Origin of the sequence: Blautia sp. JLR.GB0024, assembly GCF_037000545.1 — a bacterium.
GTDB classification, from domain to species: domain Bacteria; phylum Bacillota; class Clostridia; order Lachnospirales; family Lachnospiraceae; genus Blautia; species Blautia celeris.
Genome location: NZ_JBANBF010000001.1, coordinates 381,927 through 399,777, shown reverse-complemented (window position 1 = coordinate 399,777; position 17,851 = coordinate 381,927). Strand labels below are relative to the sequence as shown.

Annotated in this window: 20 protein-coding genes and 1 pseudogene; 1 reads left to right on the top strand and 20 read right to left on the bottom strand. The window is 42.3% G+C overall.

Going from position 1 to position 17,851, the window contains the following annotated elements; translation table 11 throughout:
* Positions 1 to 29: 29 nt before the first annotated feature.
* The 8 genes from V8Q34_RS01805 to V8Q34_RS01770 all read right to left on the bottom strand — a co-directional run bounded on the left by V8Q34_RS01805 (position 30) and on the right by V8Q34_RS01770 (position 7,363).
* Positions 30 to 1,571 carry a serine/arginine repetitive matrix protein 2 gene (locus V8Q34_RS01805; protein ID WP_335834699.1) on the bottom strand — a complete coding sequence of 514 codons (1,542 nt, stop codon included), beginning with the start codon at positions 1,569 to 1,571 and terminating at the stop codon, positions 30 to 32.
* 153 nt (positions 1,572 to 1,724) lie between these two features.
* Positions 1,725 to 2,114 (bottom strand): SMI1/KNR4 family protein, encoded by a 390-nt coding sequence (locus V8Q34_RS01800; protein WP_335834697.1) that lies wholly within the window; start codon positions 2,112 to 2,114, stop codon positions 1,725 to 1,727.
* A 2-nt stretch (positions 2,115 to 2,116) separates the two neighbouring features.
* Positions 2,117 to 3,328: an HNH/ENDO VII family nuclease gene (locus tag V8Q34_RS01795; RefSeq protein WP_335834696.1), complete on the bottom strand. Its 1,212-nt coding sequence runs from the start codon at positions 3,326 to 3,328 to the stop codon at positions 2,117 to 2,119.
* A complete protein-coding gene (locus tag V8Q34_RS01790) occupies positions 3,325 to 5,223 on the bottom strand; it encodes a hypothetical protein (RefSeq protein ID WP_335834695.1) in 1,899 nt (632 codons plus the stop codon). The genes V8Q34_RS01795 and V8Q34_RS01790 overlap by 4 nt, the downstream gene beginning before the upstream one ends.
* Before the next feature lie 18 nt (positions 5,224 to 5,241).
* Entirely contained in the window at positions 5,242 to 6,405 is a 1,164-nt protein-coding gene (locus V8Q34_RS01785; protein WP_335834694.1) for a GTPase, read from the bottom strand.
* Between the two features lie 2 nt (positions 6,406 to 6,407).
* The gene (locus tag V8Q34_RS01780) at positions 6,408 to 6,623 is read right to left on the bottom strand and encodes a hypothetical protein (protein ID WP_335834693.1); all 216 of its coding nucleotides are present in this window, start codon (positions 6,621 to 6,623) and stop codon (positions 6,408 to 6,410) included.
* Positions 6,624 to 6,684: 61 nt separating this feature from the next.
* Entirely contained in the window at positions 6,685 to 6,858 is a 174-nt protein-coding gene (locus V8Q34_RS01775; protein ID WP_335834692.1) for a hypothetical protein, read from the bottom strand.
* A 214-nt stretch (positions 6,859 to 7,072) separates the two neighbouring features.
* Positions 7,073 to 7,363, bottom strand: a complete 291-nt coding sequence (locus tag V8Q34_RS01770) for a molecular chaperone (protein WP_335834691.1) — start codon at positions 7,361 to 7,363, stop codon at positions 7,073 to 7,075.
* 387 nt (positions 7,364 to 7,750) lie between these two features.
* Between V8Q34_RS01770 and V8Q34_RS01765 the strand changes: the two genes are divergently transcribed.
* Positions 7,751 to 8,569: a helix-turn-helix domain-containing protein gene (locus V8Q34_RS01765; protein WP_335834690.1), complete on the top strand. Its 819-nt coding sequence runs from the start codon at positions 7,751 to 7,753 to the stop codon at positions 8,567 to 8,569.
* A gap of 162 nt (positions 8,570 to 8,731) precedes the next feature.
* Here V8Q34_RS01765 and V8Q34_RS01760 read toward each other — a convergent pair whose 3' ends face one another.
* The 12 genes and pseudogenes from V8Q34_RS01760 to V8Q34_RS01705 form a co-directional block, all read right to left on the bottom strand.
* Complete coding sequence (locus V8Q34_RS01760) at positions 8,732 to 9,136, bottom strand: Preprotein translocase subunit SecB (protein ID WP_335834689.1); 405 nt, start codon at positions 9,134 to 9,136, stop codon at positions 8,732 to 8,734.
* An 11-nt stretch (positions 9,137 to 9,147) separates the two neighbouring features.
* Positions 9,148 to 9,840, bottom strand: a complete 693-nt coding sequence (locus V8Q34_RS01755) for a hypothetical protein (RefSeq protein ID WP_335834688.1) — start codon at positions 9,838 to 9,840, stop codon at positions 9,148 to 9,150.
* The gene (locus V8Q34_RS01750) at positions 9,830 to 10,282 is read right to left on the bottom strand and encodes a hypothetical protein (protein WP_335834687.1); all 453 of its coding nucleotides are present in this window, start codon (positions 10,280 to 10,282) and stop codon (positions 9,830 to 9,832) included. Before V8Q34_RS01750 ends, V8Q34_RS01755 begins: the two co-directional genes overlap by 11 nt.
* Before the next feature lie 152 nt (positions 10,283 to 10,434).
* On the bottom strand, positions 10,435 to 10,806 hold the full coding sequence (locus V8Q34_RS01745) for a TnpV protein (protein ID WP_335834686.1): 372 nt from the start codon (positions 10,804 to 10,806) through the stop codon (positions 10,435 to 10,437).
* 275 nt (positions 10,807 to 11,081) lie between these two features.
* Positions 11,082 to 11,276 (bottom strand): annotated as a pseudogene (locus tag V8Q34_RS01740) (integrase DNA-binding domain-containing protein); the annotation flags it as partial.
* A gap of 124 nt (positions 11,277 to 11,400) precedes the next feature.
* The gene (locus V8Q34_RS01735) at positions 11,401 to 11,589 is read right to left on the bottom strand and encodes an excisionase (protein ID WP_335834900.1); all 189 of its coding nucleotides are present in this window, start codon (positions 11,587 to 11,589) and stop codon (positions 11,401 to 11,403) included.
* A 21-nt stretch (positions 11,590 to 11,610) separates the two neighbouring features.
* Positions 11,611 to 12,336, bottom strand: coding sequence for an amino acid ABC transporter ATP-binding protein (locus tag V8Q34_RS01730; protein WP_033140441.1), 726 nt, complete (start codon positions 12,334 to 12,336; stop codon positions 11,611 to 11,613).
* Positions 12,329 to 13,840, bottom strand: a complete 1,512-nt coding sequence (locus V8Q34_RS01725; protein ID WP_335834685.1) for an ABC transporter substrate-binding protein/permease — start codon at positions 13,838 to 13,840, stop codon at positions 12,329 to 12,331. Before V8Q34_RS01725 ends, V8Q34_RS01730 begins: the two co-directional genes overlap by 8 nt.
* A gap of 61 nt (positions 13,841 to 13,901) precedes the next feature.
* On the bottom strand, positions 13,902 to 14,729 hold the full coding sequence (locus tag V8Q34_RS01720; protein WP_033140599.1) for a sugar phosphate isomerase/epimerase family protein: 828 nt from the start codon (positions 14,727 to 14,729) through the stop codon (positions 13,902 to 13,904).
* A 50-nt stretch (positions 14,730 to 14,779) separates the two neighbouring features.
* Positions 14,780 to 15,886, bottom strand: coding sequence for an SIS domain-containing protein (locus tag V8Q34_RS01715; RefSeq protein ID WP_335834684.1), 1,107 nt, complete (start codon positions 15,884 to 15,886; stop codon positions 14,780 to 14,782).
* 22 nt (positions 15,887 to 15,908) lie between these two features.
* Positions 15,909 to 16,775 carry a PfkB family carbohydrate kinase gene (locus V8Q34_RS01710; RefSeq protein WP_335834683.1) on the bottom strand — a complete coding sequence of 289 codons (867 nt, stop codon included), beginning with the start codon at positions 16,773 to 16,775 and terminating at the stop codon, positions 15,909 to 15,911.
* An 11-nt stretch (positions 16,776 to 16,786) separates the two neighbouring features.
* Complete coding sequence (locus V8Q34_RS01705; protein ID WP_103732692.1) at positions 16,787 to 17,761, bottom strand: SIS domain-containing protein; 975 nt, start codon at positions 17,759 to 17,761, stop codon at positions 16,787 to 16,789.
* Between the last annotated feature and the right edge of the window lie 90 nt (positions 17,762 to 17,851).

Below are 17,851 nucleotides of genomic sequence, written 5' to 3'. Positions count from 1 at the left end.
ATTCTCAATGTGAAAATGGCAAGTGCCTGTTAAATCTCAATATTATTTTTTCTGTTGGACTGCGTTTTCTGTCTGTCCGCTTCTCGCTGGGCAACATCAGCCTGATTTTTATGAAGCCTATCAAGAATAGAAGGTCTGACTTTTTCCTTAATCTGTTCCGTGCTGGCTTTCTTAATCTCCGGTTTCATCAGCGTGGTCTTAATCGCTGTCATTGCTGTCTGCATGGCTTTTGTGATTTTGGTTATCACTCCATCCAGTCGGGCGACAGCATACTCTTTTTCTTTTTGGGAAGCTTTGCGTTCCGGAGAGAGTACCCACGCTTTGGATTGCTCCACCATTTTTATATCCTGTTTACGTGTTTCCACACGAACAGTATCAGCTACAACCTCCACCGCCTTGTCATAGGCAATATCTGAAACTTCATCAATCAGAGCTTCTACATCATCAATCTTCAATGTCAGTTCTTCCAGCTTTTCTTCTTTTTCCAGAATAACTGCATCCTGCTTTTGTATCCTGTCAGACTGAACTGCAATAGCTGTCTGCTGACTGAAAATCGTTTCAGACTGAACCGCCATCTGCTCCTTTTGTTTAGCAATAATGAAATCCTGCTTTTCCAAATGCTTACGACCGCCGTACTCCGGTTCTTCGTCCAAATGCAGCCCATGTTTTTTACAGATTTCAAAAAGCAAGGCTCGACAGGTGGCATCGAAAACCATTTTTCTATTGTTGTGTCGGCTCACTTTTTTCTCCGGATTCGGCAAATCAAAACCAAGAGCTTCCAGCGCTTTTTCCTGTTGGGGACAAAGTTCCCCATACTGATTTTCACAATCGAAGACATGACGCTCATGGATATGGGGAGTGCTTTCATCAAGGTGCAATGCCCAGTCCAGAATGTGAACACGAGAACCAAATCGGTTTTCATATTCTGCAAAAAACTCTGTTGCGATTATCAGAAGCGTTTCTGCCGGAACGTGTTCCTCCTTCGTTCCGATTTGCAATAAAGTTTCCTCCGGACAGGTCTTTCTGTTTTTTAATAAATCTTCGGGGCTGCGATTTCGTTCCGTGTGTCGGCTCTGTGTATTTCTATCATTCTGTCCATCCGTGTAACCAGAATAAAAGCTGCGATAATAAAGCTGCTCGACTTCCTCAAAGGTGGAAGCCAGCTCAACCTCATCACTGTTCTTTTCTGCCAACTGCTTGACACCGTTGTAGCAATCCCAGTAGATGTTACGTGCTACTCGTTCCTCGTCAATGTGCTCGCTATGGCTCACATCGAAACTGCGGTCATTATGCTTAGGATTATAGACACCGTTTTTCCCGGCTCGTCCATTGTGCTTCGTTAATCTCAAACTCATTTCCTCCGTTTCTTCAAAATCCCTCGCAGGGGAATGGCAGCGAAGCTGCTTTTTAGACACATTCTTGCGACGAATACTACCCAATATGGTTTGTCGCAAGCAACAAATCTCCTTGGGCAAGGCTGCCGCCTTTGACCTGCACAGGGTGTTGCGCCCCTGTACCCAGCACAAAGGGCTGCGCCCTCTGCACTCCGCACGAAAAATAATATTCGCCATTGATCAGGTGGCTCATATAATTTTTCGATTTATTCTCGCATGACCACTGCGGTCATACTCGATTTCAAATTGACCGGTCAATTTATTTTGCAAATGAGCAAAACAAAAAGCACCAACTTTTTACGGTTGATGCCCTTTGGCTTGGTCATTTAATTATAGTGAAATGTACTCTGCAAGGGAGGATGCAATCTTTTTGGCTTTTGTATTAGCTGCTACTTCATAAACAGTTCCATCAGAGTTTTGCCAAATAACAATGCCATAAATATTTGCTTCTTCAACGACATACCACGACAACGATACTTTACCCAACTGCTTTCGCTGTTCATTGGTCACAGAAACAACATCGAGGCGAGCAGTTTTAGTTAAGCCAGTAATCTCATGACCGTCAAAGCAAGCAAGTCCAATTTCTTTCAGATACTTGCGATAATCCTTTGCAAAGGTAATGCCTAACGCAATTTCAGCTTGTCTGATTTCTTCTTCGGTTCTTCCATTAGAACCAATATAGTCTGGCATACTTTTAATTAAATCTACGATATTATCCATAATCAAATTCCTCCGTTAGCGAATACAGATTTGCCTAAGTATTCCCAAAATTCTTTTCGTGTAGTCGCAAATTCAGAGCGAACAATTTCGGACTCTTTACCGAAGATGTTAAGGATGGCTGAATTACCTTGATGCTGGCTTTCAGTCAGAACAGCAAGAGTGCCATCAGCTTTTTGTCCGATATGATGGAGCTGATAAGCCTTACCTGTTGCTGGGTCAAGAGGGGCATATCCTTTCTGCATTCTTACAAGGTTTGTTACCTCTGTTCCATCAGGAAGCTGGCTCACATAGTTCAAGTCGATATTTTGAATCAACGCAGTTTTGCCATTGACCATTATGGGCTTCAAACCTGCATTTTTATAAACCATGTACTCGTCCAAATTGTGCATCTGAGAGATAACATCAATCGGAAGATTAGAATCTGCTTGAATGAGTGCTGCTTCGTTCATAGTCAAGCCACTTCTGGTAGCTGACTTCAACAAGAACGCTTCACTGCCACCACCAACAACTGCACCACCGATTGCGCCCCACTTAAAGCCCTCGGATGCCCCCATAGCAGCAGCTTCCATTGCTTCCTTGAAATCTCCTGTCTGGATGCCTCTGACAACTCCGGCAGAAATGCCTCCAAATGCAGCAGAGGAAATTGCGAAGGTTTCTGCTGTTGTTGCAGAAGCGGCAAATATCATGCTCACAGCCGGAGCACCCGCACCTGCGGATACAACGGAAACCGTCACACAAACAAGAATTACACCAGTTCCAATAGCAACATTTTTGAGCATTGTTTCGGTGGAAACATCTTCAATTTCTTGAAGTTCCTGTACGGTTGTGGTTCCATTCTCACTCAGAGTAAAGATGTATTTTGAACCTTGGAACATTTCGTCCAGTTCAGCCAATGTGTAGCCAAAGTAGATATTTGACTGTGAGTTAAACGCAACCTCATCAAGATATTCTTTGGAAATATAGACAGCAGACACATTCTCAACGAAGTATTCCTCACTGTTGAGAGACGCAACCGTATCTCTGTAAACCAAATCCTCCACATGAGCAAGTAGTTCAACATCTTCCAAGAAATTATACTGTGGTTCTATATCTTCCCACACAACAGGTTCTGTTGTAGTAGGGTTGTCGTTTGGAGCATCCGACTGTGGTTGAACTTGTCCGCAGCCAATAAGCGCCAAAATAATGCTGAGAAGTAGAGAAATCAATCGTTTCATTGTTCAGCACCTCCCTCATTATCGTGACCAGCACTGTCTGTCTCAACAGGTTTCTTCGCTTTCTTCAACAGAGAAATACTAATAGCTATGAGAACAGCAGCACCAATAGCTATGAATACCGGCATCGGGAAAGATTTTTCATCTTGTTCCGTTGCTGGAGCGTCTGTATCACTTTCACTACTTGCTGGAAGATCAGAAACCGTAGACTCAGTTTGGTCATCATTATTTGCTGGAGGCTCTGTCGGTTTCGCAACTGCAAGCTGAATGGTTCCGTCCTCTGAAATAGTTGCTCCATCTGCAACAAGTTCATTGATTTCTGGAATTGACAACCCTGTGGTCATGTGTGCTCGGAGAACACTATTTGTACCAACATAAATTCTCTTAGTTGTCAGTTGCCCAGTATATTCGTTGCTAACAGTAATGGTATAGATGCCTTCGTCGGTATATTCGGCTCCGTCCTTTGCCGGACCGTTGAAGCGTGTATCTTCGACAAGTCCGTCGGCACTATCTTTTAGCATTTCTCTTTTAATGTTAGTTTTTAAGTACCTTGACTTCGCCAAGTCAAGACGGAAGCCATTCTCCGTCATCGAGCTATTAGTCAACTCGTTACCAGTCGCAACATCGAAAGGATAGACCATACAATTTCCGTTTCGAACAGAGAACTTGAAGAAGATACGATAGTGACCGACCTTATCAATCAGTTCATCGGTTGTAATCTCATAATCAAGGGCTACTTCGTAATCGCCTTCCTCAAACAGCTGCACCTTTGTGTCTGCACCAACTGAAGCATTTGCTTCAAGGTAATTGGTATAGATAGTAGGCTCAGCCTTCACATTGTTGTAGTCAGTATAACGGGTAATCAAAACGCCCCGACCAAAGTTCATTTTCGGTGTTTCAAAGTATTGGTCGTAACCCTCTGTATCAGCGGTGATGGTTAAATTCTCTTTGCCGTTCAATCCATCAATATTCTGATTCAGCTTGAACCAAAGCGTTACCTTATCACCAATATTTTTTAGGAACACAACGCTTCCATCATCTTTTACAACCTCATCGGTATATCCACTTACAAAGAAGTTTCCAAGCTCCCATCCGTAGTGAGCATCGCCTTTTTCAATAAGTTCCTCGCCAAAGTAACCGTCGAAATTCTTGACTCTTACTTTTTCACCAAGGCTATATGTCTGATTTGGGTCAACGGCATTGCTGTCACCGCTATTTGTATAAGCATAAAACTCATAAACTTCGGCATACTTTTTGTAGTCATACTTATCAGTATTGATAAACAAGAAATTACTGTCCTCAGTCCGAACACTAAGCTCATAAACAACGATAGCTCTGTAAAAACAGCCGTTAATCAGCTCCACATCCGTAGCAGAATAGATGGAGCTTGTACGGATAGGTGTATCGCAAAATGCATTATAGATGGTTTTCACATCAACCCAATTCTTTCTGTCCTTGGATGTTTGCAAAATAATTGCACCCTTCATAATGTCAGAGTCCAGCTTCAAATCTGCAACCTTGCTACTCTTGTCATTGACAAGATGCCACGAATCCTCATTGGCATTTAATTTGGTATCGCCGTAATTATAGAAGATACTCAAATTACCATCGGGAACCTCATAGCTCGGCACGCCGGACTTGCTATCGTTCGCAGTGACATTGCCGCTTATATGAAATGTTCCATAGGTATTTTCGGCAGCGGTTTCCTCGGATGTACCACCTTCGTGAAATTCGTAGTGGCTATCCTTGTCAAATTCATAAACCGAACCAGTCACTTCCGTTTTTTCATTGGCTGCTGATGCTACCATTGGAACGGAACTGAAAACCACAATCAATGCAACAATCAATACCGTGAATTTTCTTGCCGATAGAACCCCTCTTCTTTCTTTTCCTATCATAATTAACACCTCTTTGGCTTAATCAATAACTTTGCCATCTTTATCTCTTTTGAGTTTCAACTGGCATGTAAAAATCTCTCTAACTTCCTGTTTGCCTTTTTCCGTATTCAGATCAGCAATACTTAGTTCGCCCTTGCACATCATCACCATAATGATTATGTATGCTTCGCCCAGTGCAGCTGTCAAAGCGGCTGCGGTTGCTCCAGAGATTACACCACCAGCCACACTGCCAATGCCCGGTATAAACTTAAGCAAATTGGCAACGATTGTCTTACCCAAAACGGTAGTTCCGGCTGTGCCGATTGTTGCGGAAATAATCGCTGTGATAGTCCCTTTTTCGATTGGGACACCAAACACAGCAGTTATTCCACCTAACATAGCAATCTGCTCAGGAACGAGAACGGCGGCGTCTGAAAATGGAATTGGAACGGCGCCCGTTGCCGCTGCCGCTACTGCTGATGTTGCAACCACCGCCTGCGCCTTTCCTTTTTTTAGCTCAAGATTTGCTTTCTGAACGGCAACAAAGGTTTTCTGAACAGCTTCTGGAATTACACTATTCATAATTTCGGACAATCTATCAAGCCCATATGCCTTTGCTGTGTATTCATCGTCAATATCATAATTCTCTGCCAGAACAGGAACGATGTTGACAATCGGTAAATTTTCCTTTTCAATCTCTCGCATCAAGCTCGTTGCATCGATCTTGGAGTAGGACTGAGTTAAAACTACAATCACAGGAACATCGTATTCGCTTGTTCTCCCAAGAAACTTTTTGAGGAAATCAACTTCTGCTTGTTCAAAGCGATGTGATGGAGTGCTAATACAATACCAAATGCAATGAATAGCCTTGCTGATGTCTCCACTCCTAATGCCTTTATCAATCTCTCCCATCACTTCTTCCAATAGGGTATCAATAGCGTTTTCTCCACCAAGTTCAAGCCCAGGCGTATCATAGATAGCCAGCGGGAAATCCGGCTTCACGATTTTGCGAATTTTCTTGGTTACAGGCTTACCGATACCCGTTTCAGCCATCTTCTGATTAAACATATTGTTAATAAGCGTACTTTTACCAACGCCAGTTTTGCCAAGAATCATCACATTAAGAGTTTTTAATTCCTTATACTCTTTCTGGATAGCTGCCATTATTTTGTCAGCAACCTCATGTGCATCAAATTTTTCCATTTTTACTCCTCCAATGTGCTCTTTTTCACGATTTCGGGACCCCAGTCATCTTCATTGTGCTTGATGGGTGGGGTGCTTTTCTTGTAAAGATAATCAGAACCAACTTCAATTAACTTGGGCATGATTAAGAGCATTGCCCCAGCAAGCGTAATGCTTCCGAGTACATACCACACACCATTTCTCTTCTTGCGGTCTTTTTCAAAGTCTTTCGTTTTCATTTTCAAAATCCTCCTATGTGATAAAAATTCGTCATAATAGCCGTTGTAAATTTAGCGAATGTTAGAGGGGTGATTTAGTACCGCTATCCTGCATCTCATCTTCTTTATGTTCCTGCAACCATAAGCGAATGAGCGCAGAAACTGTAACATCATTATTAAGTGCAATCTGCTTCAAAGCCTTCCGTTCTTCTTTCGTCATCGTAATAGTCAAATTTATCATGTTCCGTTCTGCCATCTTATCTTCACCTCATAAACACTTCTATTTGTGTATCTGTGTAATAGTGTATCACAAAACGACTGGAAATTCTATGTTTCGACAGTTCTGAAACGCACACTTTTTCTAAATTATAGATGAGTTATGCGTTTATACCACTATTTAATTTTGCTGCCAATACATCAGGTCTGCACCCGATGTTTTGATCGCAATCAAGGCTCTAATGATACAGTTATCAGCTTTGCTGCCCTGATTGAAAGCCATGTTTCTTAGCATGTTCGCTGGCTGCCTTTCGGCGTTCCTCACTGTACGGGGAAAGCAGTCTGATTGACAGCCGAGACTTATCCAACAGATAGGTCATGCTGCCCTCATCGGTGCTGCATTCCAGTCGGCACAAATTCGGGTACTTCTTTGCAAAAGCAGCAAGGCGGCGTTTCAGATCAGCATTGTAGGTGAAAATACTGGCTTCACGCTCGCCCTCATTAAACAGGATAATGGTTTCTTTCTCATACTTTGATAATTTCATTTTGACTTTTCTCCTTTGTTTTTTGAAACTTGATAGTTTCTATGTAACACGGAACTGCATTGGAAAATACAGTTCCGTCGGCATTCTTTTTGTCGTTCTACCCTTGATGTTTCCTTGGAGGCATATCCCCTGTGCGGTGCTGTCCAGTCCCTCTTGCGAGAGCGCTCCCTTTCGATTATGACGGTTTATCTCATCTCGGACGATCATTCAGTTGTTTGTTCATTTCTGAACTGGGTACATCATACAACGAAAAATCGAAAATCCCGGATTCTTTCCAGTATCGAAAATTAACGCAAAAAAGCCCCATATTTTCCACTCTGGAAAATACAGGGCAATTGTCTCTTTCTATCTGATATGATAAAATGGTTGAAGCAGGGAGGGTTGCCAATGAAAAATCAATTATCTATACAGGAAAAATTAGAAGATTTACGAAAAGAACGTGGTTTGAAGCAGGACGTTGTTGCCACCGCAGTTGGAATTACCGTATCCACATTAAGCAAATATGAAAACAAAGACAACAAGGCATATAATCTTGATGTCCTCGCAAAACTTGCAAAATACTACGATGTTTCTCTGGAATGGCTTGCAGGAAATACAGAAGTCCGAGAAGTGAATGATACTGAAATTGATGCACTAAAGTTAGATGATGCAACAATCGAACTACTGAAAAGCGGTCAGTTCAATAACCGTCTTCTCTGTGAAATCATCAAGCACCCAGATTTCATCAAGTTAATGACAGATACCGAAATTTATGTAGACGGAATAGCCACCATGCAAATTAAAAATATGAATGACTGGCTCGATGCAGTCCGTCTCCAGATTATTCAGCAGAAAAATCCGGATGCAAACGACCTGTATTTAAAAGTGCTGGAAAGTTCCCACATTCAAGAGGAAGAATACTTTTTTCACACCATTCACAGTGATTGGGACAATATTGTTCGTACCATTCGTGAAGAACATCAGCACGCTGCCGAATCTGCTCCTATCGAAAGACCTATGTCCAACGATAAAAAGGTTCAACGCTTCTTACAGATGCTAAAATTCAAGAGCAATCCTATTGAAGAATTCTGGCACTTCTTCTGTGATGAAATGCAGATTCCATTTGACCACCTATCTGTTCAAGAGCATGACACCATGAGAGATGTATTCAAAAAATCAAGGCTTTTAAAGACTCTGCCAAATAGTAGAAAAAAGAGCAAAAAATAGCGCAAATATTTTGAACAATTTTAAAAATTGCTCATTTTTGACAACACGAACATATATAATGTCGAATCTGAAATAGAGATATTGTTCGACTAAAAAAGGAACTGGACTCCTCTTAGATAGAATCCAGTTCCTTTTATTTTGTCATCCTGCACTTTTACATACCTACTTGTCATCAAGCATATTGTTAATATTAAACGGTGGTAACACAACACACTCAACCTCCGGTTGTGCTGTTAATATAGATACCTGACTTCTTAAATATGGCATCAATATCGCCACACTATTTTTAGTAATAAGTGTATTTTTCAATTCATCCGTCAATTCACCCTCTGCCTCTATACTAAAAAAACCCGACAAGCCGATTTCCATAGTATATTCTTCTGGCTTCTTCCCTTTTAAGAGTAAAGTGACCCTGTAAACCTCGGTTTCATTTCTTTGCGATATATTTGATTGTATCTCCAATTCAAGCTCTTTATCATTCTTGAATCCTAATCTTTTGAACTCAATTTTATCAAAAACAATTTTATTTAACTTTAAAACGCTTTCTATTCTCTTATTATTATCCATTTTCCCACCTTTTATGCCGCAACAGCTATATTGTTCACACATGACTCAGATAATTTAAACAAATCATCCATTACAGTATACTTTGTTTTTTCTGATTTTTTTATAGTTGTCTCTGCATTCTTTATTGAATTCATTTTTTCATCATATGATGGAACTTTAGAAACCAAAGGCTTTTCCAGCTTATAATCTACCAGTTCCGTAAATTGCTCAATTCTTTCAGTCAAAACATCCAATGGTAGTTCTATATCCCAACCACTCAAATCTGCTTTTTTGTCACTTTCATAAAAATGTTTAGCCGCAAAAAATTCACCATCGAACTTCTGAGCAAAGAGTTCCATCTGTTTTGTTAATATTTTAAAACAAGCATTTTCTTCTGGTAACAAATCTTTTTCCAAAGTATCAATACTCATTTTAGTCACCGTATCTAAACAAATCTCATCACCAGAAATTATATTCCAGTATTCATTTTGTTTCAAAATTGCATCTCTCATTGGAATTTTCCCATGTATTAGATTATATACATCTGATAACGACAATTTTACTACAATGTAATTTAGCTCATCTATATCCGTACATAAAGCAATATAGTATTGCCCTTCATCTTTACACAAGAAAAAAATGGGAATATCCATATAATCCACAAGAGTCTGTTCCAAATACAAATTAACATTTTCAATTTTGAAACATAATTCCTTATTCGTCATTATTCTCCTCCATTAACTTAAATCCGCTAACGTCTGCCCCCTCATAAAGCCACCAACAAACATGTTGATCATCCGTATTTTGAGGTCCACCCACACTCTGAACATATCCAGCAGCCAATTTCTTTTTGGGATTAGGAAATTTCATTTTTTGCTCGACTATCTCTCTTTTCAAGAAGCTGGAAACACCATAATAGTGTGGATTTTTGGTAATATCTCCTTGCATACCTCTTGGTGTTTTCGGTTTCTTTCCTAACTCAAAATATGATCGAAAATCTTCCAATGAGACTTCTCGATTATCATCCGCCAGTCTTTCTACAGCTCTATATGTATATAAATCATCATATTCAAACTGTGTTGTATCTGGAAGTTCAATTTCATTGTTCAATAATTTATCTCTTAAAACAACAGGAAATTTAAGGCACAGTTCCTTATCTACTTGCATTTCTATCTTATCCTTCTCGCATTATCACACTTCATTGTAAAAGTCAAGACTTTCTTTCTATAATATAACATATATTTTTTCCAAAAGAAAGTCTTGACTGTAACTTTACATCAATACTTTTTTCTTAGCATTTCCGGTTTCTAATACTATATTCATGAAATGAATATAATCTCACTCACCACAATTTCTTCTGCACGGTTGTGAATGCTGTTCATTCTCTTAATCCATTCCCATTGGCAATTCTGCTTCAACTCCTCGGTCACAGACTCAGCTTTTTTCATCTGTTCAACAATCAAGCTATATCTGCCCTGTGCCTGCTCATTTATATCTGCAAGGTAAGTCCAGAGCCGGCAACTCAGCACTAAATCATTAAACAGTATGGGATTATTCTCTTTCAAATACTCTCGGTGCATACGCCCGTATTTTCCAATAGGACGTTCTTCCTCTGGCAGCTTCAAATCCGGTATGTAATAATCTCCAACCAGTACATAATCAATTCCATTCTTAGTAATTTTCTCTTTCATGATATTTTGCTCCTTTTACAACTTATTATTTATCATAGCTTGGCTGTTTGTCGTAAAAGTGTCGTCAATTCATTTTCTAACATTGGAAAATCCTTGATTTCTGGGCATTTTAAGGTGTATTTTTATCACTTGCCGTGGCAGACGAATAGTACTTTTATCATTTTTCTATAACTCCTTATAGGGTCTGTATTTCTTCTCAAACGCTTGATTTTACAGGATTTCTGGTCTAATCCGAAGTCCTCGTTTTTCAGAGTATTTTCTCAAATTGCTTCATGTTTTTCTTTCTCTCTCAGCGAAAGTTCCCGCTTTTTACCTTTGGGGGTTGGGTCATTCCTGTCTAAACGCCAACTATAAACATTTTTCTCTTTTCCGTCCTCATCAATATAACGGAACCGATACCTCCCGTCTGTACGCTGGTACTCACCCTCACGCAAAATCCGATTGCGGTTATCTCGTCTTTTCTCACTCATCGAATCTCTCCTTTCAAAAAAAGGAGAGCCAGACTTGCAAGATTATTGTACCACAAGTTTGACTCTCCGTATAGTTTTATCATAGGATATCGGCAATCTGCCATTCCCTTTTTTCAGAAACTTTTTATACTGCAGTTGCCTGATCCAGATACCGTTCAAATTTCTGTCTTTTTATCAATGCTCTGTTTCCGTTCCTCACATAGAAATCTTCATTGGGATGTTCGTCAATGAGCATTCTCAGTTTGCATTCTCCAATATGATAATATCCGGCAGCTTCTTCAATGGTCAACGTATATCTACACCAAACTGGAATATCTGCATAATTTTTTCCATTTTATGTCAGTATTTTCGCAAGAAATTCCTTCGTCCGTTCATTCTCTGGCCGCCCAAATAGTTCTCTTGGCGGCCGGTCCTCCAGAATCACGCCGTGATCAATGAACAACACCCTATCACTTACTTCTCTGGCAAATCCCATTTCATGTGTTACAACAATCATCGTCATTCCGCCTTCTGCCAGTTCTTTCATAACGTGAAGTACCTCCCCGACCATCTCCGGATCGAGAGCAGAAGTCGGCTCGTCAAAGAGCAGGACTTTTGGATTCATTGCCAGCGCACGTGCAATGGCCACGCGCTGTTTCTGTCCGCCGGACAGCTTATTCGGATAGGTGTCCGCCTTGGACTCTAAACCGACCTGCCTCAGCAGTTTCAATGCTTTCCCGGAGCTTTCCTCCTCGGACAGTCCCAGTACTCGCATCGGAGCCAGCATAATATTACGTTTTACTGTCATATTAGGAAAGAGGTTAAAATGCTGGAATACCATTCCCACTTCCTTGCGGTAATCATCAATCTTCAGTCCCGAATCCAGGATATCCCTGCCGTCCACTTCTATACTTCCGCCGTCAGGCTGTTCTAGGAGATTGATGCATCTCAGGAAGGTGGATTTTCCTGATCCGGACGGTCCGATCACGCAGACACACTCGCCTTTTCTGATTTCCGTACTGATATCTTTCAGTACCTGTACCTGCCCGAAACTTTTCTGCAGATGTCTGATCTTAATCACTGTCTCTCAGCCTCCTTTCAAACTTCCCGAGCAGGATTGTCAGAAGTTTTACAATAGCATAATAAATCACTCCTGCGGCGACAAGCGGAATAAACATCTGATATGTTCTGGAGGACACATAGCTAGCCGCTTTCGTAAGATCCAGAATACCCACATAGCCAAGAATAGACGTCTCTTTGATCAGCTGGACAAATTCATTTCCGAGTGCCGGGAGGATATTTTTCACTGCCTGGGGCAGGATTACAAATGACATAGTATCCGTATATGACATTCCAAGCGATCTGCCTGCCTCTGTCTGTCCTTGATCCACAGCAAGAATACCGCCGCGGATCACCTCGGAAACATAAGCTCCGCTGTTAATCCCGAAGCTGACCACAGCCGCCACATATCCCAGTCGGCTGTGGAACACTGCAAAATAAATAATCATCAGCTGCAGCACAGACGGAGTTCCGCGGATAATGTCCACATACAACGCCGCAATGCCTGCCACGATACTCTTTCGTTTCATCCGGTCGGCTCGAAGTCTCACAATCGCTACAAACAGACCGATCAAAGTCCCAACCAATGTGGAAAGTATTGAGATCAGAATCGTAATCTCCACACCACTCACATAATACTGCCAGCGGTTTTCATCTAGGAAAATAAATTTCAGTTTTCCCAGGAAACCCTGCTCTTCATCTGCGGCAGCCGTATCTTCTCCCTCACCGGAGAAATATTTTTCATACAGTTCATCATATGTGCCGTTTTCTCTTACCTTAGCCAGCCCTTCGTTAATCAGTTCAGTAAGTACGGTATTCCCTTTCTGGATGCAGAATACCGTATCTTCTTCTGTCCCCGGCACCTCCGTATATGTAATACCGGTCATCTGGTCGCAGTAAATCTCGGCCATGATTGTATCTATCACGACTGCGTCCGCTCCCTGGTTCATCAGTTCCATAACTGCGCTGGACGCCGTCTTAAAACGTTTCACATCAGCATCTTCCACCATACCGTAATCTGTATTTTCACCAGATACGATCAGATCACTCATAGAACCTTCCAGAACTGCCACTGTCTTTCCTGTCAGATCCGCGAATTCGGTAATGTCTGCACCTTCATTGCAGATGATACTCTGGGAACCGGTATAGTAAACATCTGAAAAATTTACACTTCTCTCCCGTTCCTCCGTCGGTCCCACCGCAGCTGCGATAATCTGTATATCTCCTGCTTCCATTGATCCCATCAGCGAATCAAATGGCAGGTCGTTCCAGACCAGTTCAATCCCCTGTACCTCAGCAATGGCTTCAAGCAGGTCATAATCAAATCCTGTCAGTTCTCCGTCACTGTCCCGGTATTCAAAAGGTGAATACTCGGCATTTGTTCCCACCACGATTTCTTTCGTCTGCTCCGCCGCATTCAGAGTAAACATCCCATCTGCGGGCAGTAAAACTGCGGAGCCGGCAATTGTCAGAGCTGTCAGAAGCAGGAACAGGATTCCTCTCTTTTTCTTTATAATCAATCTCACATTTGCTTCCTTTTCTCTTTGCTGCCCTGCCGGATCACAGGGCGGATTCTGTTTCTCAGTTTCAGATAATATATGGCTCGTACGCTTTTATATTCCGCAGATCCGCTGCTGCCGGATTATTGAAATAATCAAACTCCGTGATTTCCTGTCCGAGATACCCCATGTAGTTATGACGTTTCAGCGCTCTCAAGAACTCTTCGAGGTCGTGGGTCCCGTCGCCCCAGATAAGATGTCCGTACGGATTGCCATCAATAAAGTGCATATGGATAATATCTTCACCCAGAACGTCAAACCACTGGTCGATAGTCTCTCCTGCGACTCCCATAGCCGTCGTGTCGATCATTGCTTTGAGATTTGGATGGTTTACTTCATCCAGCATCCGTTTTACATCCTGCACTGTTGTAGCCAGATTGGATTCCTGCGGCCGCAAAGATTCCATTGCCAGACGTATGCCGCGCTCTTTCGCGTATTCTGCAAGCATGGACAGCATCTCTCTTGAACGTTTCCACGCTTCCTCACGTTCTTCATTCCAGTATCCCCATCCGGAATTGATGGCCATTATCTCCGCGCCCAGTTCTTCGCCTGCATCCATCGCCTTCTTAAAGTACCCAAGGCTCTTTTCAAACTGCTCTTTCTCCTGTGCGGCAAACTGATACTGATATGTACAGTTTTCCGGTGTGATGACACGGAGTGTCAGATCCCGGTCATTCAGAAGTTTTCTCACTCTTTTACAATCTGAATATTCCAGATAGCTCAGGAAAAAATGCGGTGTTCCGGGCCAGAATTCAATCGTCCGGATTCCCGCCGCTGCCTGTGCATCCAGAAAGTACTCCAGTGAATAAAACAGGTAATGGATATTCATTCCTGCAATCTGTTCTCTTTTGATCATTTTTTCCAAAGTCGTTCTCCTTTGGATCCTTCCCGGATCCTTTGTTTTTATTACTCAATCTTGCTTCCCATATATTTGTGAAATTCCGGATCTTTCGGCAGGTTCAAGTCTATCCCTCTTGCTCTTGATGCGAACACAAAAAGCATTTGCTGTGGCAGCATATACTCCAGCACAGAAAAATCAGGATCATTGATAAAATGGCAGCACAGAACATTCGCGCACTGGCCTTCCGAACAGGCAGTCTCCGGAAGATTTACCGCATAATGCCGGTATCCTTTCTCCCTGTAATAGCCGTACAATTTCTCCATTCTCATTTTTTCATATCCGTCTGCCGGAAACAGGTACAGAAAATCCGTATCCTCTGTCACTGCATTGTATATTCCATGCATAAATTCCTCTGCTTCATACCCCCTGACAGGGAATCGGCAGGTCTCGGAAAATTTCAGACACCCCTCCAGAAGTGATGCCCGCATGCTGCTTCCGGTGATCAGCATCAGATCCCTGCTATTCACAAGTTTATCCGCTGTTCTTTTACACCATCCGAAGCTTTCTTCAAGAATCCCCGGCATATTGCCGGTTACCCTGCGGAGCCGGCTGATATATTCCGCTTTCTGCATGCCGGTAATCCTGCCCGTTTTCTCAGCAGCCATAATAAAAAAAAGGAACAGTGTCAGAACGGTAGCTGTATATCCTTTGGTCGTGGCTCCGGCATCTTCATACCCGCATTCCACATAAAGAACAGCCTCTCCGTGCCGTGTAATCTCCGTCTCATACTCTCCTGTCACTGCAACCGTGCAAAATCCCTTTTCCCCCGCCGCATCAAGCGCTCGGATGACTGCTGTGCTCGTGCCCTGCTGCGAAATTCCGATCACCAGTGCTTTGTCTGAGACAACATCCATCTCTTCCATAACTGTTACTGGGTATACGGGAGTCACCCGTATACCCAGCAGTTTCTGTGCAAAGACAGAGGCTCCGACAGCTGCATTGTAGGATGAGCCGGATCCTGTCAGAATGACCTCACTGATCTCTCCGCGGATTCCCTCCCTGTCGAATATTTTCCCGCAGTCCTGCAGGACAGACGCCTGACCCTCAATAATTCTGCTCAGAATATCCGGTGTTTCACCGATATACTCCAGTGCGTCTCCATGATAGATCATCAGTCCTCTCCTCTTTTTTGTTTTATATTTCTCTTGTAATTGTCTTTCCGTATCCGAAAGCACCGTCCAATGTGCATACATGCGCGGCAAATTTGGATGCTTCTGCTAGAGACGTCCGGATTGCATCCGGTTTCTCTGCACCTTTCTTTAACTGATCGATATAGCAGTCCATGAAAGAAGTAAGGAACGAATCCCCTGCCCCCATGGTATCCACAACCTCATCGATCATTGTCGCCGGCTGTACATAAAACTGCTCTCCGTCATACATGATGCATCCCTTTGATCCTCTTGTAAGAGATACCAGTTCCGGTCCCAGAGAATACATAAATTTCAGATGTTCTTTCGCCGCGTCTTCATCGCCGTCAAAGGAACAGAATGCATATGTCACATAGGGCGCATATTTTTCGTAATAATCTTTTGAAGAATCGTCCGAGAAATCAAAGGAAATCCTGATTCCCGCCTCTTTCATCGGCTTTAACTGTGATTCTGTATAGCAATAATTTCCGGTGTGGACAAAGTCAAACTGTTTCATATACTCCAGATCAAACCGATCCAGAATATACGGTGTCTTACCTCTGACTCCGCCCTCATTGTAATCACCGAAAACGCGGTCACCCTCATTCAGAGTACATTTGGACCATCCGTTCTCTCCGACCAGCTGTTTGCATTTAACTGTTTCAATCTCAAGCTCCTGCAACACGGAAATAACAAACTCAGCAATATCGTCACTTCCAAAATATCCCATATATGCAATACGGTTTGCTCCGAACATTCTGGAATAAGCACAGAGGTTTACACAGTTTCCTCCCGGATACATCATGTGAGAATGCTCATAAATATCTACTACATTATCGCCAAATCCTAAAACATTTGTATTATATTTTGCCATCGCTATTCTCCTTAATACTCTACAACACCCATATATCTTCTCATATCAAGCGGATGTCTTCTCTTATCCTGAAGTCCTGTACGGTATGCAACAGTCATTGCATAGAATACCATCGGACAGAAATATTCGTTTACGCTCTCGTCGATCGCATCAATGCCAAGTTCGACTGCATCAATAACTTCATATTTCTTCGCATATTTCTTAAGGAATGTGAGTGCCCTTTCATCCATAACTCTTGCCTTGCCGGTTCCCATAAGCAGGATATAAAGATGATCTTCATCTGTACACTCGAACGGGCCGTGGAAATATTCGCCTGAGTGCAGGTAGCAACAATCCATCCACTGCATCTCCTGAAGAGAACAGATGGAAAATCCATATGCCTGTGAGTAGGAAGCGCCGGATCCTATGATGTAGAGGAACGGTTCATCGAAATATTTCTCTGCGAATACCCATGTACGGTTCTGTACTTTCTTCACAGCTGCGCGTACGATACCGTCAGCCTTCTCCAGTCCGTCCAGGACTGCTTCATATTTTGTATATCCAGGCTCCTGCATCTTCATCAGCTCATTTAATACTCTGATAACGATGCCCTGCGGCCTTTCTCTTTCATTTGTATCATCTTCCCAGCTGTATACGACCGAATTCATATCCTCCTGTGCGCAGATTGATTCCGGATTGTGTGTCATAGTGATGATTGCGGCGCCTCTTTCTTTTGCAAGTCTAGCAGCTTCAACGGTCTCTTTTGTATTTCCTCCATGTGAACACAGGATAACGAGTGCTCCTCTTTTCAGAAATTTTGATGGTGATACGGTCATTTCTCTTGCTGTCAGCCAGTGTGAATGCATTGTCTCTGACTCAGAATTTATAAAATAGTACCCCGGATACAGATCTACAAGAGAGCCCCCGCAGGCTGTAAGGAATACATCGTTGATCTTTCCCTGTTCCTCATAGATTTTTTTGATAAGTTCTTCCGGTCTATTGCTCATAATTCATTTCTCCTTTTCTACTTTTATAAAATATTTTTCTTAAATTGCACAAGAATTGTGCACCTTCTATATCTTCTCGCGTTCCTCCGC